Origin of the sequence: Massilia niastensis DSM 21313 (genome assembly GCF_000382345.1) — a bacterium.
GTDB classification, from domain to species: Bacteria; Pseudomonadota; Gammaproteobacteria; order Burkholderiales; family Burkholderiaceae_D; genus Telluria; species Telluria niastensis.
This window is the reverse complement of the sequence record NZ_KB908096.1, coordinates 18,309-37,321: the sequence shown is the minus strand read 5'-3', so window position 1 is coordinate 37,321 and position 19,013 is coordinate 18,309. Positions and strand designations below refer to the sequence as shown.

The 19,013-nt window shown below is 69.7% G+C and carries 12 protein-coding genes; 5 read left to right on the top strand and 7 right to left on the bottom strand.

The window, feature by feature from the left end:
- The first annotated feature begins 25 nt into the window (after positions 1–25).
- The gene (locus tag H162_RS0113825; protein ID WP_020654069.1) at positions 26–1,231 is read left to right on the top strand and encodes a glycosyltransferase family 4 protein; all 1,206 of its coding nucleotides are present in this window, start codon (positions 26–28) and stop codon (positions 1,229–1,231) included.
- A 32-nt stretch (positions 1,232–1,263) separates the two neighbouring features.
- Here H162_RS0113825 and H162_RS0113820 read toward each other — a convergent pair whose 3' ends face one another.
- Entirely contained in the window at positions 1,264–2,097 is an 834-nt protein-coding gene (locus H162_RS0113820; RefSeq protein WP_020654068.1) for a phytanoyl-CoA dioxygenase family protein, read from the bottom strand.
- A gap of 255 nt (positions 2,098–2,352) precedes the next feature.
- Here H162_RS0113820 and H162_RS0113815 point away from each other — a divergent pair, with 255 nt between their 5' ends.
- The gene (locus tag H162_RS0113815; RefSeq protein WP_020654067.1) at positions 2,353–4,674 is read left to right on the top strand and encodes a hybrid sensor histidine kinase/response regulator; all 2,322 of its coding nucleotides are present in this window, start codon (positions 2,353–2,355) and stop codon (positions 4,672–4,674) included.
- Between the two features lie 2 nt (positions 4,675–4,676).
- On the opposite strand, the gene H162_RS34730 is transcribed toward H162_RS0113815, so the two are convergent.
- On the bottom strand, positions 4,677–5,102 hold the full coding sequence (locus H162_RS34730; protein ID WP_169444496.1) for an NUDIX hydrolase: 426 nt from the start codon (positions 5,100–5,102) through the stop codon (positions 4,677–4,679).
- Positions 5,103–5,244: 142 nt separating this feature from the next.
- Between H162_RS34730 and H162_RS0113805 the strand changes: the two genes are divergently transcribed.
- Together H162_RS0113805 and H162_RS0113800 are read left to right on the top strand one after the other, a co-directional pair.
- Complete coding sequence (locus tag H162_RS0113805) at positions 5,245–6,339, top strand: mechanosensitive ion channel family protein (RefSeq protein ID WP_020654065.1); 1,095 nt, start codon at positions 5,245–5,247, stop codon at positions 6,337–6,339.
- Between the two features lie 160 nt (positions 6,340–6,499).
- Positions 6,500–6,787 (top strand): KGG domain-containing protein, encoded by a 288-nt coding sequence (locus H162_RS0113800; RefSeq protein ID WP_020654064.1) that lies wholly within the window; start codon positions 6,500–6,502, stop codon positions 6,785–6,787.
- Positions 6,788–7,290: 503 nt separating this feature from the next.
- Here the strand turns inward: H162_RS0113800 and H162_RS30865 are convergent.
- Together H162_RS30865 and H162_RS0113790 are read right to left on the bottom strand one after the other, a co-directional pair.
- On the bottom strand, positions 7,291–9,900 hold the full coding sequence (locus H162_RS30865) for an FAD-dependent oxidoreductase (protein WP_020654063.1): 2,610 nt from the start codon (positions 9,898–9,900) through the stop codon (positions 7,291–7,293).
- A 453-nt stretch (positions 9,901–10,353) separates the two neighbouring features.
- Positions 10,354–11,562 (bottom strand): hypothetical protein, encoded by a 1,209-nt coding sequence (locus H162_RS0113790; protein ID WP_020654062.1) that lies wholly within the window; start codon positions 11,560–11,562, stop codon positions 10,354–10,356.
- Positions 11,563–11,691: 129 nt separating this feature from the next.
- On the opposite strand from H162_RS0113790, the gene H162_RS0113785 reads away from it, so the two are divergent.
- A complete protein-coding gene (locus tag H162_RS0113785) occupies positions 11,692–12,984 on the top strand; it encodes an NCS2 family permease (RefSeq protein ID WP_020654061.1) in 1,293 nt (430 codons plus the stop codon).
- Positions 12,985–12,995: 11 nt separating this feature from the next.
- Here H162_RS0113785 and H162_RS32680 read toward each other — a convergent pair whose 3' ends face one another.
- Genes H162_RS32680 through H162_RS35580 form a run of 3 tightly spaced genes read right to left on the bottom strand, consistent with a single transcriptional unit; the run spans position 12,996 to position 19,009 of the window.
- Positions 12,996–15,776, bottom strand: coding sequence for a GGDEF/EAL domain-containing response regulator (locus H162_RS32680; protein ID WP_084677017.1), 2,781 nt, complete (start codon positions 15,774–15,776; stop codon positions 12,996–12,998).
- An 11-nt stretch (positions 15,777–15,787) separates the two neighbouring features.
- A complete protein-coding gene (gene cheB / locus H162_RS0113775) occupies positions 15,788–16,840 on the bottom strand; it encodes a chemotaxis-specific protein-glutamate methyltransferase CheB (RefSeq protein WP_020654059.1) in 1,053 nt (350 codons plus the stop codon).
- Positions 16,841–16,849: 9 nt separating this feature from the next.
- Positions 16,850–19,009, bottom strand: a complete 2,160-nt coding sequence (locus tag H162_RS35580) for a hybrid sensor histidine kinase/response regulator (protein ID WP_020654058.1) — start codon at positions 19,007–19,009, stop codon at positions 16,850–16,852.
- Positions 19,010–19,013: the final 4 nt, after the last annotated feature.

Below are 19,013 nucleotides of genomic sequence, written 5' to 3'. Positions count from 1 at the left end.
CCACGCCTCTTCCCCGGGTTCCACCATGCTCGAGTCCATCCACCGTCCTGCGGGACGGATCGCGCCGCTGCCGCTCGTGCGGCGCCAGCGCGCCCGTCCGACCCTGCTGCTGGCCAGCGACAGCCGCGCGCCCTGCGGCGTCGGCCGCCACATGCTGACCCTGGCGCGGGCGCTGCGCCACGAACTGGAGCCGCTGCTGGTGTTCGCCGACACCCGCCATGGCCACGAATGGGCGCAGGCGGCCCGGCTGGCCGGACTGCGCGCCTGCGTGGCGCCGGCCCACCAGCTGGCGAGCGGCGGCCCGGGCCTGGCCGCGCTGTTCGAGCAGCATCGGCCCGACATCTGCCACGTGCATGCCGGCGCCGCCTGGGAAGGACACCCGCTGGCGGCCAGCGCGCGCGCCTGCGGCGTGGCCGCCGTGCTGCGCACCGAGCACCTGCCCTGCACCCTGCGCGGCCCGCGCGACCACGCGCTGGAGGCGGCCTATGTGCATGGCATCGCGCCGGTCGACCGCGTGATCTGCGTCTCGCGCGCGGCGCGCCGCACCTTCCTGGCCTCCGGCGCCGCGCCCGAGCGTTACGAGGTGGTCTACAACGGCATCGAGCAGCCCCCGTCCCCGGCCGCCCGGGACGGGCTGCGCGCCGGACTCGGGCTGGACGGCCGCTTCGCCGTGCTGACGGTGGCCCGCTTCGTGGGGCGCAAGCGCCACGCCACCCTGCTGCAGGCGCTGCCGGGAGTGCTGGAGCGCCACCCCGGCGTCGAGCTGCTGTGGGTCGGGGACGGTCCGCTGATGGAAGAGCTGCGCACGCAGGCGGCCCGGCTCGGCGTGGCCGGCCATGTGCGTTTCCTTGGATTCCGCCACGATGTGGGCGAGCTGATGGCCGCGGCCGATGCGTACTGCCTGCCCTCGGAGCTCGAGGGCCATCCGCTCACGGTACTCGAGGCGATGGCGGCCGGCCTGCCGGTGGTCGCGGCGCGCGCGCCGGGCACCACCGAAGCGCTCCAGGATGAGGAAACCGGGCTGCTGTACCGCCACGACAGCGCGGCCCTGCTGCGGCACGCGCTGTGCCGCCTGATCGGCGACCCCGACCTGGCGCGCTGCCTCGGCGAGGCCGGCAGGCAGGCGGTCGGGCGCGCCTTCACGGCGCAGCGCATGGCGCGCGAGACCGTCGCCATCTACCTCAAGGCGCTGCGCGCCCATCCCCGCCACGCCTGGACCGACCGGCCCTGAGGGTTCCATCCCGACGGGCCGGCCCTGTTCGCTCACGCCATCGCCACTCCCATCAGCAGTCCTTCGATCGTGTGCGCCTGCTGGATCGGCTCGAGCTGCTCGACCACGCGGCAATGGAGGTGGCGCGCCACGTCGGGCGCGAGCCGCTCGTAGAAGGCGCGCGACACCTGCAGGTCATGCTTGACCGCGCTGTAGGCGCCCGGGGTTTCGGCGCCGACCACCAGCACCGGCCGCGAGCGGTTCGAGAGGTTGGCGGTGCCGCGGTGGATCGCCAGCGCGGAACGCGCCGAGATATCGCCCATCTGCGGCAGCTTGCGCTGGCGGCGCGCCTCGTAGCGCGGCCATAGCCCCGGCGGCGGGAACATCGGGTTCCCGCCCGACAGGTCATCCCACTGGGTGCCGGGGGCGATCTCGAAGGGCCCCATGTCGTCGCTCACGTCGACCGTCGTGATGTTGAAGGCGAGCGAGCTGAGGCGGCGACCGACGAGGGTCTCGGGCCCCGCCGCGAAGTCGCGGTGCCATGGCTGGTGCATGGCGCCCGGACCCGGCACGTCGAAACCCACTTCGACGATGCGGTAGTTCGGACCGAGGATCGAACGGCACACCTCCATCACCCAGGGATGGGTGATGATGTCGACGAAGCCGTGCAGGCGCTCGGGATGGACTTCGACGTAGTAGCGGTTCGGTCCGCGCTCGAGGGCGCCGCCCGGCTGCGCCTTTGCCTCGTCGAACAGGGTCGCGACATCCGCGCCCAGCTGCTCGACCCAGGAGCGCTCGAACGCCCCCTTGCAGGCGATGATGCCGTCGCCGTACAGCCCGCCCATGATCTGGGCGACATCGTAGTGTTCTCTGGTAGTTCCGTCCATGTTAAATCTCCTGTCCCAGGCATCCCCTGCCCTACTGAGAAAGATACTACGGCGGCACGAGACGTGGTGGGCAGTGGGTAAACGAGTCGCGGAAAAGAGACGTTGACAGCGACCGGGTCCGTCCGTAGATTGGCGAAGTGACTACAACCAGCCAGCCCGCCATGCCCGGACCGCTCCCCACCTGCCCATGACCGTCGATTGTCCCGTCCTTCCCGCGCCGCTTCGCCCGCACCTCCCCTCCCGAAAGGCAGACCGGTGAACGGCCCCCGCCCCAGCGTCCTGTTCATCTGCGATCGTCCCACCGCCGACCCGGTTGTCATCCAGGTCACCGCCGAACTGGGACAGGCGATCGTGCGCGCGCGGTCGGCGGACGAGGCCCTGGCGCTGGCGCGCGAACGCGACTTCGCCCTGGTCCTGGCGGACTGGCCGGGCGACGCGGACCGGCTGGTCGAGACCATCCGCCGCCTGCGCGCCAATCCACGCTCGGGCCACACCGCGGTCCTCGCACTCGGGCTGCCGCAGCCGGCGCCGTTCGCCCCCGAACTCCTGTACGAGGCCGGCGCCATCGCCGTCCTGCAGGAGCCGCTCTCGCCCGTCATCCTGAAGGCCAAGGCGCGCTTCTACATCGAAGCCTTCGAGAGCATGGCCGAGCGGCGCCGCGCCGAAGCGGCCCTGATCGAGACCCGCGCGCGCCTGGAGACCACCATCGCCGCCGCCGAGCTGGCGGTCTGGCATTGGGACATCGCCGACGACCGGGTCGCGGGCGACGCCCGCATGGGCGCCATGTTCGGGATCGCCGACTCCGAACTCGACCACGCGCCGCTGTCGGCCTACATGGACGCGCTGCATCCGGACGACGTGGCCCCGACCCGGGCGCTGCTGGCCCAGGCGGCCGCGCGCGGCGGCGCCTACGACGCCACCTTCCGCATCCGTCGCCTGAGCGGCGGATGGCGCTGGGCGATCGCGCGCGGCTACGTGGAGCAGGACGCGCACGGCGCCGCGGTCCGCATGCGCGGCGTGGTGATCGATGCCACCCGCCAGTTCGAGGCCGAGCAGCAGCTGCGCGTCACCGAGGAACGCTACCGCACCCTGTTCGACTCGATCGACGAGGGCCTGTGTGTGATCGAGATGCTGTACGACGGCAGCGGCCAGCCCTGCGACTACCGCTTCCTCGAAACCAATCCGGCCTTCGTCAAGCAGACCGGACTGGTCGATGCGATCGGCAAGACCATGCGCCAGCTGGCGCCGCGCCATGAACGGCACTGGTTCGGCATCTACGGCCGGGTCGCCGAGACCGGCGAGCCGGTCCGCTTCGTGAACGAGGCGCGCGAACTCGGGCGCTGGTACGACGTGTACGCCACCCGCCTCGGGCCGCCCGAATGGCGGCGCGTCGCGCTTCTGTTCAGCGATATCACCGAGCGCCGCCGCTCCGACGATGCGCTGCGCAAGATGGCGGCCGACCTGGCCGAGGCGAACCGCCTGAAGACCGAATTCCTGGCCACGCTCGCGCACGAGCTGCGCAATCCGCTGGCCCCGATCCGCAGCGGCCTGCAGTTCATCCGCCGCTCGCCCGGCGACGCCGCCGCGGTGACGCGGGTGCACGAGATCATGGAACGCCAGCTCGGCCACCTGGTCAACCTGGTCGACGACCTGCTCGACGTGGCGCGCATCACGCGCGGCCAGATCGCGCTGCGGCGCGAGCGGCTCGACCTGGCGACCGTGCTGTCGGCGGCGGTCGAGACCAGCATGCCGCTGGTCGAGGCGGCCCGCCATCATCTCGACGTGCGGCTGCCGGACGAAGCGCTCCCCTTGTTTGCCGACCCGACCCGCCTGACCCAGGTGGTGAGCAACCTGCTCAACAATGCGGCGCGGTATACGCCCAAGGGCGGCCGGATCGTGCTGGCGGCCGAACGCGACGGCGCCGAGGCGGTGATCGCGGTCTCGGACAATGGGATCGGCATCGCCCCGGAATCGCTCGAGGAAGTCTTCAGGATGTTCACCCAGGTGGGCCAGGGACGGCATCCGGGCGGCGGCGGGCTCGGGATCGGGCTGTCGCTGGTGCGCAGCCTGGTCGAGCTGCATGGCGGCCGCGTCAGCGCGGCCAGCGCCGGCACCAATGCCGGCAGCGTGTTCACGGTGCGCCTGCCGCTTGCCGCGCACGGGGCGCCGCCGCCCGGCGAATCCGCTGCCCAGGCAGCCGGGGACGGCGCCGCGGCCGCGGGACGCTGCGTACTGGTGGTGGACGACAACCGCGACGCCGCCGAGACCCTGTCGGCGCTCTTGACCCTGATGGGCCACAGCGCCCTCGTCGCCAACGACGGCCGCCAGGCGCTGCGCATGCTGCCCACGCTGCAGCCGCAGGTGGTGTTCCTCGATCTCGGCATGCCCGGGCTGTCGGGCTACGAGGTGGCGGCCGTGATCCGCGCCGACGCCCGCTATGCCGGCGTCAAGCTGGTGGCGCTGACCGGATGGGGCGGCGAAACCGACCGCGCGCGCACCGCCGAAGCGGGCTTCGACCTGCACCTCACCAAGCCGGCGACCATGGAAGCGATCCAGGACGTGCTGGCGCGGACCTAGGCCTACCAGGCGATCCGCAGCAGCACCCCGGCCATGCGCGGCCAGCACAGCGCGGCGACCTGGTCGCGCCTGGCCCAGCGGAAGCCATCCATTTCGGGCGTGGGCTCGCCGGTGACGTGGTGGGGAAAATAGCTGCTGCAGTGCAGGTGCGCCAGGCTGTCGAGGGAATCTCCCGACTCCACCAGGAACAGGTGCAGGCGCTTGTCGCGCCGGTAGTCGAACGGGCCGAGGTCGCGGAAGCGGCCGGCCTCGAACACCAGTCCGGCCTCCTCGCGCATTTCGCGCATGGCCGCCTCCAGCTCTGTCTCGCCCGGGTCGCGCAAGCCTTTCGGGATGTCCCACTTCGCCGTGTCCGTGACGTGGCAGACCAGCAGCTCGCGCCGTGGATTGACCACCAGGGTGCCGCATGAAACCGCGAATTTCGACATGCCGTCCACGGGCCCTTGCCCGCTCTGTGTTGCCAACGGTTCAATGTATCGACCGGCCTGCCCGCTTGTCAATTGTGCGCGCTCCGGACGCCGCCGCCTCCACACTAGCCGTTTGTGCGTGCGTCGAGGATCGGAGTCGCTGATGGAGTACTTTCTGCCCGGGAATGACCTGGAGAACTGGATGATGGCGTTCGGCGTGGCCATCGGGAGCACGGCCGCGATGTATTTTATTCGCAGCATCGCGGTGCGCAAGCTGTGCGCCCTGTCGCAGCGGACCACGACCCGCATCGACGACCTGGTCACCAGGATGCTGAGCAGGACCTACCTGATCTTCCTGCTCGCCATCGGCGTCTACCTCGGCAGCATCTTCATCATCCTGCCGGACAACTACCGCCTGGTCGTCTCGCGCATCGCGATCGCGGCCCTGCTGCTGCAGCTGGGGATATGGGGCGATACCGGACTGCGCGCCTGGCGCGCCCAGGTCCTGGGCGCCAGCGGCGACGGCGCGCGCAAGGCGTCCGGCATGATCCTGTTCTTCCTGCTGCGCCTGCTGCTCTGGACGGTCGCCTTCCTGATGATGCTCGACAATTTCGGGTTCAACATCACGACCCTGGTGGCCAGCCTCGGGATCGGCGGCATCGCGGTGGCCCTGGCGACCCAGAACATCCTGGGCGACCTGTTCGCCTCGCTCTCGATCATGCTGGACAAGCCGTTCGAGATCGGCGACTTCATCATCGTCGGCGATGCGCTCGGCGCGGTCGAGTACATCGGGCTGAAGACCACCCGGTTGCGCGGACTGGGCGGCGAGCAGATCGTGTTCTCGAACAGCGACCTGCTCAAGAGCCGCATCCACAACCACAAGCGCATGCAGTCGCGCCGGGTCGCCTTCGTCCTGCGCGTCGCCTATGGCACCACCGAGGCGCAGCTGGGCCAGATCCCGGACCTGGTGCGCGCCATCGTCACCGCGCGCGAGGACGTCGACTACGAGCGCACGCATTTCTTCCGCTATGGCGAATGGTCGCTCGACTTCGAGATCGTGTACCACTTCCGCAGTCCCGACTACGTGCTGCACATGGATGCCCAGCAGGACATCCTGCTCGGGATCTACCGGGCCTTCGAGCGCGAACGGATCCAGTTCGCCCATCCGCTGTCGGTGATCCGGGTGGCCGAGCCAAACGACCCGATACGCGGCTGGCCGCCCATGCCAGCGGCCCAGGGCGCTGAGCTAAAGCATTGATTTATATGGATGACTTAGCCGGACTCTTCCTACAGGGCCGGGCTGTCGGGTCCTATTCACGGTCCCGCGAGCCGGGCTTACCATGGACTTGCATCTTCCAGAACAGCGTCCGACATGGAAGAGGATCCGACTCATTTCGTCATTGCACAAGGAGACGATCATGGCAACGAACAAGCAGGGCAGGAACAAGCGTGGCAAGAGCCAGGGCGGGAACCAGGGCAATTTGCAGGGCGGCAACCAGGGTAGCGCGCAGAGCGGCAGCCAGGGCAACAGCCAGAGCGGCGGCGGCAGCAACCGCGGCTTCGCCTCGATGGATCCGCAAAGGCAGCGCGAGATCGCCTCCCAGGGCGGCCGCGCCGCCCACGCCTCGGGCAATGCCCACGAGTTCAGCTCGGAAGAGGCGCGTGCGGCAGGCCGCATGAGCCACAAGAACGACGGCAACCGCTAAGTCCCGTAACACCTCGCACGGGAGCAGCCGGGCCGGCAGACGCGACCTTCGGGGCGTGGATGCCGGCCTTTTATTCATCGGCGCGCCATGTCGCGCCCTCGGCCGGGGCCGGTAACGCACCGTTCAGGGTCAGGTCTGTCATTCGGACATGGGCGCACAACCCTTGCGGAATCTCAGAACCGTTTTAAGCATGTCGAGGCTTTTTTCATCTTTCCGACATGGTCCGCGCTGCGCGGGTTGCGGCGGCGAATGTGAGCCGGGCATTGACGAGTTTGGGATAAACAAACCAGCATTTTGAGATTCAGCAAAGGTATGCGCTCGGTGTCCGAATGACAGACCTGACCCTGAATGCCGCACGGCCACGGAAACAGCCGGGCCGGCAGAGGCGACCTTCGGACGTGGATGCCGGCATTTTTGTATGTTGTTAACAAAGAACCGCAAGGCGGGTCACCCCGTCCTTGCGGTTCTCGCGCCATCCGGCGTCCAGCGCCGGATCACGCAGCTTACTCGGCCTTCGCCGCCACGGTCCGCGCCCCGGCCGCAGTCTCCTGCACCCCGCCCCCGATCGCCTCGGCCGCCTTCTTGCCGGCCAGCAGTGCGTGATCCGAGTTGTAGTACTCCCACTCGCTGTAGCGGCCCGCCAGCGTGATGTCGTGCTGCTTCAGCCAGGCCTTGCAGGTCTCGACGTTCTTCGCGCGGTTGTGGTCGTACAGCACGTAGGCGATCGGCATGTCGACCTGGTTCGCGCACAGGACCGTGTCGCCTTCCTGGATCATGCCCACCTTGCGGCAATCCTCGATCGCGCGGGCGATCAGTTCCTCGCCGTCGACCGGCAGCGGCTTGTACGGCGAGTACGAGATCTCGCAGGTGAAGCCGAAGCCGCCCTCCGGATTGCATTCCGGGCTGGCGTTACCCTGCACGAAGATGCGGTGGAAGATGGTGTCTTCCGGGTAGTAGATCCAGTGCTTGTCGGTCGCGTTCGGACGGTCGATGCCGATGTTCACGCAGCGGATCGACACGTGGCGCAGGCCCTTGGCGGCCGCGCGCACCTCTTCCGGGGCCTGGTCGCCGATCACGCGGATCAGTTCCGGCAGCGGCATGGTCGAGACCAGCTTGTCGTAGCGGAAGCGGCGGCCGTCGGCCAGCGCCACCACGTGTTCGCGCGGCAGCACCTGGACCACGTCGGCGTTGGTCTCGATCTTGCCCTTGATGTGAGGCAGGAAGCCGTCCATCAGCGCCTGGAAGCCGCCCTTCAGCGGGTAGCCGAAGCGGGCGTTCGGGCCCATCGGCTTGGCGACCGGCTCCAGCGCGCCCTGGATGATCTCTTCCAGGTTCGGCAGCGGCACCCGCCCGCCCAGCCACGAGGTTTCCATCTCCGCCAGCGGCACCGTCCAGATCTTCTTGTTGTAGGGGATGGCGAAGTGCTTGCCGATGCCCTTGCCCCACACCTTGTAGATGAACTGCTCGAAATTCTTCACCTCGCCCTTGACCGACTTGTCGGTATTGCAGGCATCCAGCGTGCCGTCGGCGCAGCAGTCCTCGGCCTGCTGGCCCGCGCCCTCGTCCTCGTTGCTGGCGCCGTAGCGCGCCTCGATCGCGCCCATCACGCACTCGGTGATGACTTTCGGCGGCAGCCCGTACAGCGCGCCCTGGAAGGGATAGCGGGTGAACACGTTCTTGCTGTAGACCCAGGCTTCGCGGTTCTGCCAGTGCACGTTGTCGCCCAGCAGGACGTCGTACATCTTCAGCACGTAGGGGTCGTTCGAAAACATGATGTGGCCGGCGTAGTCGAACGTGAAGCCGCTGTCCTCGATCGAGCGGCACCAGCCGCCGATGGTGGCGTTACGTTCGAGTACCAGGGTGTCGGCGCTCAGGTGGTAGGCGGCCGACAGGCCGGTCGGACCGGTGCCGATGATGATGTTGCGGTACGAGGACTTGGCGGTCTTCGCGACCGGCAGCGGATTGACCTTGGCGCCGGCGGCGTCCGGGCTGGCCACGCTGTGGCGCTGCGCCTTGTTGCCCGGCACGACACTGGTGATCAGCTCATGCATGCGGCCCGCGGTGCGGTCCCACGAGGTGCCGGCCACGATCTCGCGCATGCGCCTGGCCATCGCCAGCTTGTCGCCCTCGGTCATGCCCAGCATGCGCTCGCAGGCGGCGATGTATTCCTCGGGCGTGGCGGCGATCGCCACCACGTCGCCGTACGGCACCTTGACGTCGGTGATCGGGGTCGAGACGCTCGGCAGCTCGGCCGCCATGTACTCGAGCACCTTGGTCGGGCTGATGAACTTGGTCGATTCGTTCATCGCGAACGGCAGCAGGCACACATCCCAGCCGGCCAGGAACTTCGGCAGGTCCGGATAATTGCGCTGGCCCATGTAATGGATGTTCGGTCCCTGCGGCAGCGCGGCCGGGTCGATCTTCACGACCGGACCCACCAGCACGATCTGCCATTCCGGATGGGCGGTCGCCATGGCGCGCACCAGATCCGTGTCGAAGCGTTCGTCGATCACGCCATAGAAACCCAGGCGCGGATGCGGGATATGGGCCTGGTCGGGATGCGAGATATCGCGGTCCTGCGCCTGGCGGAAGTGCCTGGCGTCGACGCTGCTCGAGAAGCAGTGGGCGCTGGCGTGGCGGTCCTTCTTGGATTCGTACAGGCTCGGGCCGCCGGTGAAGACCAGGTCGGCGATGTTCAGCAGCGCGCTCTCGCGCTGCAGCAGCTGCTTGGGCGCGTTCCTGAAGGCGGCCAGTTCGTCCATGCAGTCGTAGATGACCTTGGACGGGTGCAGGCCCTGCAGCAGGGGCAGCGCCATCGGAGTGTAGAACCAGACGATCGGCTCTTCGCCATCGGGGACCAGGTCGGCCAGCAGGCCTTGCAGGGTCGGGATCTGGTCATCGTGGAAGCCAGGTGCATGGATCGCGGTATGCGGACGGCACACCGTAATGTTCGGCGCGACGGCCGTTTTTTGCAGGTGTGCCTGTCCCTCGCCATACACCGGTTCCTCGACGAAGAGGATGTGGTAGTGTTCCGCCAGACGGGTCATCAGGTGCTGGGGACGCTGGAAGACAAAGTCCCAACGCAGGTGGCAAAACACGATCAGGGTCGGCATATTCATTTCCTTTCGCCTTGCTGGCGCTATAGTTGTGGGCAAATATGGCCGTGCCGGTTCTCTCTCTCCTATGCCAGTTGCGGACATGCTCTCTGAACCAGGCCGGACCCCAGCATCGTAACATGACTATTTTTTAATGTTTCCATTTATGCATTGCAATATTTCCAATAAGAATCAATTTTCGTACGGATACTGCTGGGCTCTCATAGTGGAGCTTTTTCTGCCCGGAAGCTGCATGTAGGTTTCGTCCTACGAGAAAGCAAGAATATCCACTACGCATGGCAACCGATTTCTTGATGGTGCGGCGCCGCGAATGGCTTGCGAACGGCCGGTTTTCGCAGGCCGTGAGAGGAGAACGGGATGGCCGGGGGCCGCCAGGGCGAGGCCCCTCGAAAGGTAGAGCGATGGCTGAGCGCTCTCTGCGGGAGCGCCCATGGCGGGACGGCCCGCCGTTTACCCGGCCTGGTAGGGCGTGGCGCCCTCGGCATGGCCATCGGCGCTGAATCCGGTGGCGACCGAAACGCCCTCGAGGCCGAGCGACAATAGTGCATCGCACAATTCGTCGACCTCGGCGCCGAGGTCGGCGGCCAGGTCGACCGGCCTTTCCACGCTCCCCCAAGGCACGCCGCCATCGAGCGCATACAGGTTCGCGCGCAGCACGATGTGCTCGCCCATGTCGAGCGGGGCGACGGCGGCGTGCACCTGGTCGGCCGCCAAGTCCTTGGCGGCCAGCGTGCGACTGACCTCGGACAGCAGGGCCAGGGTCGCCAGTTCGGCCACGCCCTGCTCCTTGGCGCCGTAGAACAGGTCCTGGTACAGGAAATTCAGTTCCAGGCGATCCGGGTCCCGGGCCAGGCAGCGGCGCAGCAGCGGCGCCACCTCGACGCTCCAGTCGCGGTAGCGCGCCATGCGCCGCGCGAACCAGGCGTCGCTGCCCTCCTCGTCCTTCGGCACCTGGTAGAACGGGTCCTCGGCGCGCTTCAGCGAAAAGCCGAGCAGGAAGCGCAATTCCATCGCCGATTCGTCGGGGGCGACCGGCTCGCCGGTCCAGCCGCGGATGCTGGCCTCGATGGTGGGAGCCGGCTGCAGCTTTTTCTCGACCAGCGAGGCGGCCGCCTCGCGCAGCATCTCGTGCAGGGCGCCGAAGGACACGTGGTCGATCTCGGCCAGGTCGTAGGCGTGCTGGATCAGGACGACTTTCGCGTCCTCGCTTTCCAGGCCGCCCGACCTGAAGCTGGCGGCCAGCTGCTCGAAGGCCTCGGGATCCTGGAAGTTCTCGCGGGCCGCCAGGCCGCCGCTGCTGCGCACGAACACCGGCACCAGGAAGGCGTCGATCTCGTACTCGGGGCCGTTCTCGCGGCGGAAACGCCAGGTTGCCGCTTCCTCGTGGATGCGCTCGCGCAGCAGGCGGCAGGCGCCCGGGTCGGTGTAGCGCGCGATCTCGATCGCTTCGTACAGCACCTCGTCGCGCTTCCGGCGCACCGCCTTGCGCACGGCCTGCAGCAATTCTTCCTCGCGCTCGTCGTCGCCGCCGAAGCCCGGCACCTCCTCGCGTTCGGCGATCTCGAGCGCCAGGTCGGCCAGCTCCTGGGCCTGGGCGCTGGTATCGGGCTCGCGCGTGTTGTTCGATTTGCGGGGGATGGGACGCTTATTCTTGGGCATGATTGCTGCGCATAGTGATGAAGTCACCATGTTAGCGCATCGCACCGCATACCGGCGCGGCGTGCGGCCGCGCTCACGGACCCGGCGCAATGTTATGCTTCGGGCAAAACAACAATCGGGGAAGCCCACATGCTCGAAAAACTCTTCAAACTCCGGGAACACGGCACCGACGCCCGCACCGAAATGCTGGCCGGACTGACCACCTTCCTGACCATGGTGTACATCATCTTCGTCAATCCCTCGATCCTCGGCGACGCCGGCATGCCGAAGGAAGCGGTGTTCGTCGCCACCTGCCTGGTGGCGGCCTTCGGCACCGCCGTGATGGGCCTGTACGCCAACTACCCGATCGCGATGGCGCCCGGCATGGGCCTGAACGCGTATTTCGCCTACGCCGTCGTGCTGGGCATGGGCATCGCCTGGCCGGCCGCGCTGGGCGCGGTCTTCATCTCGGGCTGCCTGTTCATCCTGGTGTCGCTGCTCGGCCTGCGCGGCATGATCGTCAACGGCATCCCGCGCTCGATGCGGGTCGCCATCACGGTCGGCCTGGGCATGTTCCTGGCCCTGATCGCACTCAAGAACGCCGGCATCGTGGTGGCCAACGAGCCGACCCTGGTCAAGGCCGGCGACCTGCACCGGCCCGAGGCGATCATGGCCATCGCCGGCTTCTTCGTGATCGTCGCCCTCGACCGCCTGAAGGTGCGCGGCGCGATCCTGATCGGCATCGTGCTGGTCACGGTGCTCAGCTTCTTCTTCGGCGGGAATACCTACAGGGGCATCTTCTCGGCGCCGCCCTCGATCGACCCGACCCTGTTCAAGCTGGACGTCCCGGGCGCGCTCTCGGTCGGCATCCTGAACGTGGTGCTGGTGTTCTTCCTGGTCGAACTGTTCGACGCCACCGGCACCCTGATGGGCGTGGCGCGCCGCGCCGGGCTGCTGGTCGAGGGCAAGATGCACCGCCTGAACAAGGCCCTGCTGGCCGACAGCGGCGCGATCGTGGCCGGCTCGATCCTGGGCACCTCGAGCACCACCGCCTACCTGGAGAGCGCCTCCGGCGTGCAGGCCGGCGGCCGCACCGGCCTGACCGCGCTGACGGTGGCGGTGCTGTTCCTGGCCTGCCTGTTCATCGCGCCGCTGGCCGGCGTGGTGCCGGCCTACGCGACCGCGCCGGCGCTGCTGTTCGTGGCCTGCCTGATGCTGGCCGACCTGGGCGAGGTCGAATGGGGCGACAGCACCGAGAGCATCCCCGCCGCCGTCACCGCGCTGGCGATGCCGTTCACCTTCTCGATCGCGGAAGGCATCGCCTTCGGCTTCATCTCCTATGCGATGCTCAAGCTGCTCACCGGCCGCTGGCGCGAAGTGGCGCCGGTGGTGTGGGTGATCGCGGCGCTGTTCACCTTCAAGATCGCCTATACAGGTGCCTGAGAGTCGCCTGGTCAACGCCGGCCGCCGGCGCGCCGCGCGCCGGACAAGGGCAGCGCGGCATTCTCGCGCAGCAGCCGGCCGCAATCCTCGGCCGGCACCGGACGGCTGAACAGGAATCCCTGCATCTCGTCGCAGCCGTTCTGCGCCAGCAGGGACAGCTGGTCCTGGTTCTCGACACCCTCGGCGATCACCGTCAGGCGCAGGCCATGGGCCATGGCGATCACGGCGCGCGAGATCGCCAGGTCGTCGGGGTCGGAGGCGATGTCCTGCACGAACGACCTGTCCAGCTTGAGCTTGTCGACCGGGAAGCGTTTCAGGTAGCTCAGGTTCGAATAGCCGGTGCCGAAGTCGTCGATCGCCAGCCGCACGCCCATCTCCTTCAGGCGGCACAGCACCTCGAAGGTCTTCTCCGGGTCGTCCATCGAGGCCGTCTCGGTCAGTTCCAGCTCCAGCAGCCGGGGCGCGAGTCCGGTCTCGTCCAGGATCCGGCGCACCGTCCCGGCCACGTCCCCGGACAGCTGGCGCGCCGACAGGTTGACCGATACCGGCACGGCCCGCAATCCCTCCTCCTGCCAGGCGCGGCACTGCACGCAGGCGCTGCGCAGCACCCACTCGCCGATCTGCAGGATCAGCCCGGTCTCCTCGGCGACGCCGATGAAGCGGCCCGGCGGCACCATGCCCAGTTCCGGATGGCGCCAGCGCACCAGCGCCTCGACCCCGATGATCGCCCCGGTCTTCAGGTCGAGCTGCGGCTGGTAGTGCAGCAGCAGCTCGTCGCGCTCGACGGCGCGCCGCAGCGCGCTCTCGAACTTGAAGCGCTCGCTGGCGTCCTGGTTGAACTCGGGGCGGTAGAACTCGTAGCGTTCGCCGCCCCTTTCCCCGGCCAGGCGCAGGGCGCTCTCGGCGCGCTGGGCCAGCAGCTCGTAGCCCTCGCCATCGTTCGGGCATACCGTGATGCCGAGGCTGGCGTCGAGGTGCAGCTCTTCCTCCTCCCAGTGGAAGGACTGGCGCATCGCGGTCTGCACCTGGCGCACGAACTGCGACAGCTCGTCCACACCGGCGCGCCGGGTGGCCAGCGCGAACGTGGCCTCGGAATAGCGCGCCACGGTCTCGCCGCCGGACAAGGCGCACAGGCGGCGCGCCACCTGCTGCAGAAGGTCGCGTTCGGCATCCACACCCAGGGTTTCGCGCACCAGCGGCAGGCGCTCGACGCTGATCAGGATGAAGCCCATGACCTTGCCGCCGGCACGGATCTTTTCCTGCAGCTGGTCGACGCGGTCGCGCAGCAGCGCGCGGTTGGGCAGGCCGGTCAGGCTGTCGTAATTGCTCAGGTAGCGGAGGCGGTCCTCGGCGCCGCGCAGCTCGGTCACATCGAGCCCGGTGGACAGCACCGCCTCGATCCGCCCCGCGCTGTCGCGCAGCGGCGCGGTGGACCAGATCACCGAACGCAGCTCTCCCGTACGGGTCAGCCATTCGCCCTGGATCCGGCGCGGCAGCTTCTCGAGCGGCAGGTCGTGCAGGAAGCGGCGCACCGCGGACGGATCGTCGCGCAGCTGGAAGATCTCCCACATCGGGCGCCCCAGCGCCTCTTCCGGGCTCCAGCCCAGGGCTTCCTGGCAGGCGCGGTTGTACAGCCGGATGCGGCCCTCGCGGTCGCACAGCACCACCAGCGCGTCGGTGGTGTCGACCACCGCCGACAGCAGGTTGCGCTCGGAGCGCAGCGCCTCGGTGCGCTCCTGCACCAGCGCCTCCATGTGGGCGTACAGGTGGGCGCGTTCGGTCGCCACCCCGATCTGGTTGCCGATCGTGCCCAGCAGCTGCATGTCGTCCTCGCCCAGCAGGCCGGGCGCGGTCGCCAGGTGCAGCAGGCCGAGGCTGCGTCCGCCCGCCATCAGCGGCACGCAGGCGTGCATCCCGCCCAGTGATTCGCACTCGCCGACCAGCTCCGGACCGCGCAGCTCTCCCGACAACAGGCGCCGCGTACACTGGCAGTCGAGGCTGGCGCCATGGCCGATCGCCACGCCGAGCGCGCGCGCCTCGACCACCCGCAAGCTGCCGGCATCGTCGTACAGGGCGATGCAGCCGCCGGTCACCCCGGGCAGGTCGAGTGCGCGCTCGAGCGCGCCGCCCGCCACGCCGCGCTCGGTCAGCGCCGGATTCAAGGCTTCCGCGATCCGGTACAGTCCTTCCAGCGACTGGTAGGACCGGGCGATCCGCTCCTGCTGGGCCTTGAGCTCCTCGGTCATCTGGATCGCTTCCTCGTAGGTCGAGATCAGGAGATCGAAGATCTGCTGGCGCTCGGCCGTGATGAAATGCGTCTGCCCGCCCAGGTTGACCCGCATTCCCAGCTGGACCCGCTCGTTGCTGCGGAAGGCGCGGTTGGCCAGGATGAAGCCGATGCGCCCCAGCAGGTAGCGGCCGTCGAAGGGCTTGCGGATGAAGTTGTCGGCGCCGCAATCGAGCCCGCGGATGACGTCGTACAGGCTGGTCAGGGAGGTCAGCAGGATCACGGGGATGTCACGCAGCTGCGGATCCTGCTTCACTTCCCGGCACAGGGTGAAGCCGTCCATCACCGGCATCGCGATGTCGCTCACGATCAGGGTCGGCGGCGCGGCGCGCGCCGCCGCCAGGCCGGCGGCCCCATCGCGGGCGATGCGCACCCGGTAGCCGCCCTGCCCGGTCAGCAGGTGCGACAGCTGCTCCGCCTGGGTAGCGCTGTCTTCGACGATCAGGATCTCGACCATGTTTCCTCGCTCGTGTACGTCATCATGCTTGTCGTTCTGGTTGCTCATCGCTGTTCTTCTTAGTAGCCGAGGAGCGCCAGGCTGCGCCCCGGGTTGTTTGCAATCGCATGCAGCGCCTTCCCGATCCGGACCGGATCGAGCACCAGCTGCGCCGCGCCCAGCCGCAGGGCTTCGCCCGGCATGCCGTACACCGCCGCGCTGGCGCGGTCCTGCACGATGGTGACGGCGCCGTCCTCGCGCAGCTGCTTGAGTTCCTGGGCGCCGTCCTTGCCCATTCCCGTCAACAGCACCGCCACGCTGGCCGCGCGCAGCTCGGCCGGGACGGAGCGGAACAGGTGCGACACGGCCGGCCGCATGCCGTGCTCCGGCGCCCCCAGGGAGAGCCGGGCGCGCAGCTCGCGCGTCACCGCCAGCTGGGAGCGTTCCGGCGCCAGCCAGGCCGTGCCCGGGGCCAGCAGCTGGCCGTGGGCGGCGACCGCCACCGGAAAGCCGCTGGCCTGGGCCAGCCAGTCGGCCAGGCCCTGGGTGAAACCGGCCGAGATGTGCTGGACGATCAGCACCGGCAGCGGGAACTCCTGGCCCAGCTGGGCCAGGATGTCGCGCACCACCGCCGGCCCGCCGGTGGAGGCGCCCACCAGCACCAGCCGGCGCCCGCGCCCGGCCCCCCCGGCGCGGGGCGTCCGCTGCGATTCCGGCGCCCAGCGCCGCACCACGCGCACCTCGGCCATCGACTTGACGGTGCGCACCAGCGCGCGCGCGCTCGCCTCGTGCTCCGGGTGGCCGGGTCCGTAGGGCCGGTGCACCTGGACCAGGGCGCCGGCCTCGATGGCGCGGAAGCTGGCCTCGACTTCGGCGCGGTCGGCGCAGCCGCTGACCACCACGATCGGCGCCGGGCAGGTCTGCATGATGCGGCGGATGGCCTGGTAGCCGTCCATGTGCGGCATGTGCAGGTCCATGGTGATCGCATCGGGACGCAGGCGCGCCGCCATCTCGAGCGCCTGCTCGCCGTCGGCGGCGCAGCCGAGCACCTGGATCGCCGGATCGGCGCCCAGGACCTGCACCAGGAGCTCTTGCACGGAAGGAGAATCGTCGACCACCAGGACCCGGATCATGCTGCCTCCTCAGGTCAGGCGGCGCAAGGTCGCGAGCAGCTGGTCCTGGTCGAACGCGCCCTTGGTCAGGTAGGCGTCGGCCCCGGCCAGCAGCCCGCGCTCGCGCTCGGCGGACGTGTGCAGCGAGGTCACCAGGATCACCGGCAGCTGCGCCGTGTCCGGATCGGCGCGGATGGCCGCGGTCAGGGCCAGGCCGTCGAGCCGGGGCATCTCGATGTCGGACACCACGGCGTCGAAGCGTTCACGGCGCAGGCGCGACAGCGCTTCCAGGCCGTCGGCGGCGGTGTCGACCCGGCAGCCGGCGCCTTCCAGGATGTGCTTGAGCAGCAGGCGCGAGGTGATCGAATCCTCCACCACCAGCACATGGCGGCCGCCCGCGGCCTGCGGCGCTGTGGGCATGGCGGGCGCCGGCCCTGCGCCGCCATGGCGGGCGCGGGCGCCGAGATCGTCCAGGCCGAGCACCGGCACCAGCGCGCCGTCGCCCAGCTGGACCGCGCCGGTGAAGTGGCGCACCCGCCGCAACAGGGGTCCGAGCCCGCGCGGCAGCACGTCCTGTTCCGCCAGGATGGCGTCCACCAGCAGTGCGTAGGGCTGGGCCGCGCCCTGCACCAGCAGGGCCACGCCGCTGGCGGCGCCGGGTTCCGGCGCCGGCGCCCCGAACAGCACCGCCAGCCGCACCAGCGGCAGCACGCGGCCGTCGGCGACGATGGTGGCGCGGTTTTCCACCGTGCGCACCTCGCCCGCGCGCACCGCACGTACTGCGCCCAGGGCCGCGAGCGGCGCCGCATAGCGCCGTCCGCCCGCCTCCACCACCAGCGCGCGCAGGCTGGCCAGGCTGACCGGCAGGCGCAGCTCGAACAGGGAACCCCGGCCCACCCCGCTCTCGAGCGACAGCTCGCCGCCGACCGCCGCGATGGCGTCGGCCACCACCGCCAGCCCCATGCCGCGCCCCGACAGCGCGCCCACCTCGGCGCGGGTGCTGACCCCGGGCCGCAGGGCCAGGCGCAGGCGCTCCTGTTCGCCCAGGGCGTCCAGCTCGGCCCCGGACATGCCGCTGCGCGCGGCCGCGGCCGCGAGCGCCGCCGCATCGAGTCCGGCGCCGTCGTCGCTCACCCGCAGCAGCACCTGGCGCGCGTCGGGCTGGTGCACCGCGACGCGCAGGGTCCCGGCCGCGCCCTTGCCTGCCGCCAGGCGCGCCTGCACCGGTTCGATCCCGTGGTCGACCGCGTTCGCGACCAGGTGGATCAGCGCTTCGCGGATCGCCCCGAGCACGCGCCGGTCGACCTGGACCGCGGCGCCTTCCACGGCCAGCTGGACTTCGCGTCCGCGCTCCCGGGCCAGCTTGCGCACCAGGGCCGGCAGCTCGTCCAGCGCCTCAGAGAACGGCACCAGGGCGGTTTCCAGCACCGCGCCCATCATCCGGGTACGGGTGGCCGCCAGCCCGGCGCAGGTCGTGGCGAGCGCCTGCGCCAGCTGTTCGCAGCGCAGCGCGGCGGCCGCGCCGGGTTCGCGGCCGCCGTCCTGGCCGCCCATGCCGGCCGCCAGCGCGCGCAGTTCGCCGATCTGGTGGTTCAGGCTGAGTTCCGAGGCCAGCAGCGCTTCGGTCTCGGTGCGGATGGCGTCGAGCTGGGCGGCGCGCACCCGCACGAAGTCGGGCAACGGCGCGGATACGGGCGTATCCGCTTGCGGCGGCGCCACCGGGTCCGGCGCCGCCGGCGCGGACGGCCTGGCGGGAGCCGCCGAAGCAAGCGGCGCCGGCGCTTCCCGCGCCAGCCGCGCGGCGGCCTGGTCGAGCTGCAGGCACAGCGCGGCCGCCTGGTTGCGCGCCCGGCCGCCGGCGCCGGCCGCCAGCTCCCCGGCCAGTGCCACGGCCTGGTGCAGCCGGTCGAGTTCGCCGGCTGCCAGCGCGGACGCGCCCGGCGCCGCCGCGCACAGTCCCTCGACGGCGTGGCACAGGCGTTCCAGCTGGTCGAGGTCGACCGCGCGCGCCGCGCCCTTCAGCGTGTGCAGCGCCTTCAGCACCGATTCCAGGGCGCCGGCGCGCGCCGCGTCGTCGCCGGCCTGCTCGTAGGCCATCAGACCGGCCTCGATGCGGCGCAGGTGGCCGCGCGCCTCGTCGGCGAAGATCGCCAGCAGTCTATGGCGGAAGGCCTGGCCGGGTTCGCTCATCGGG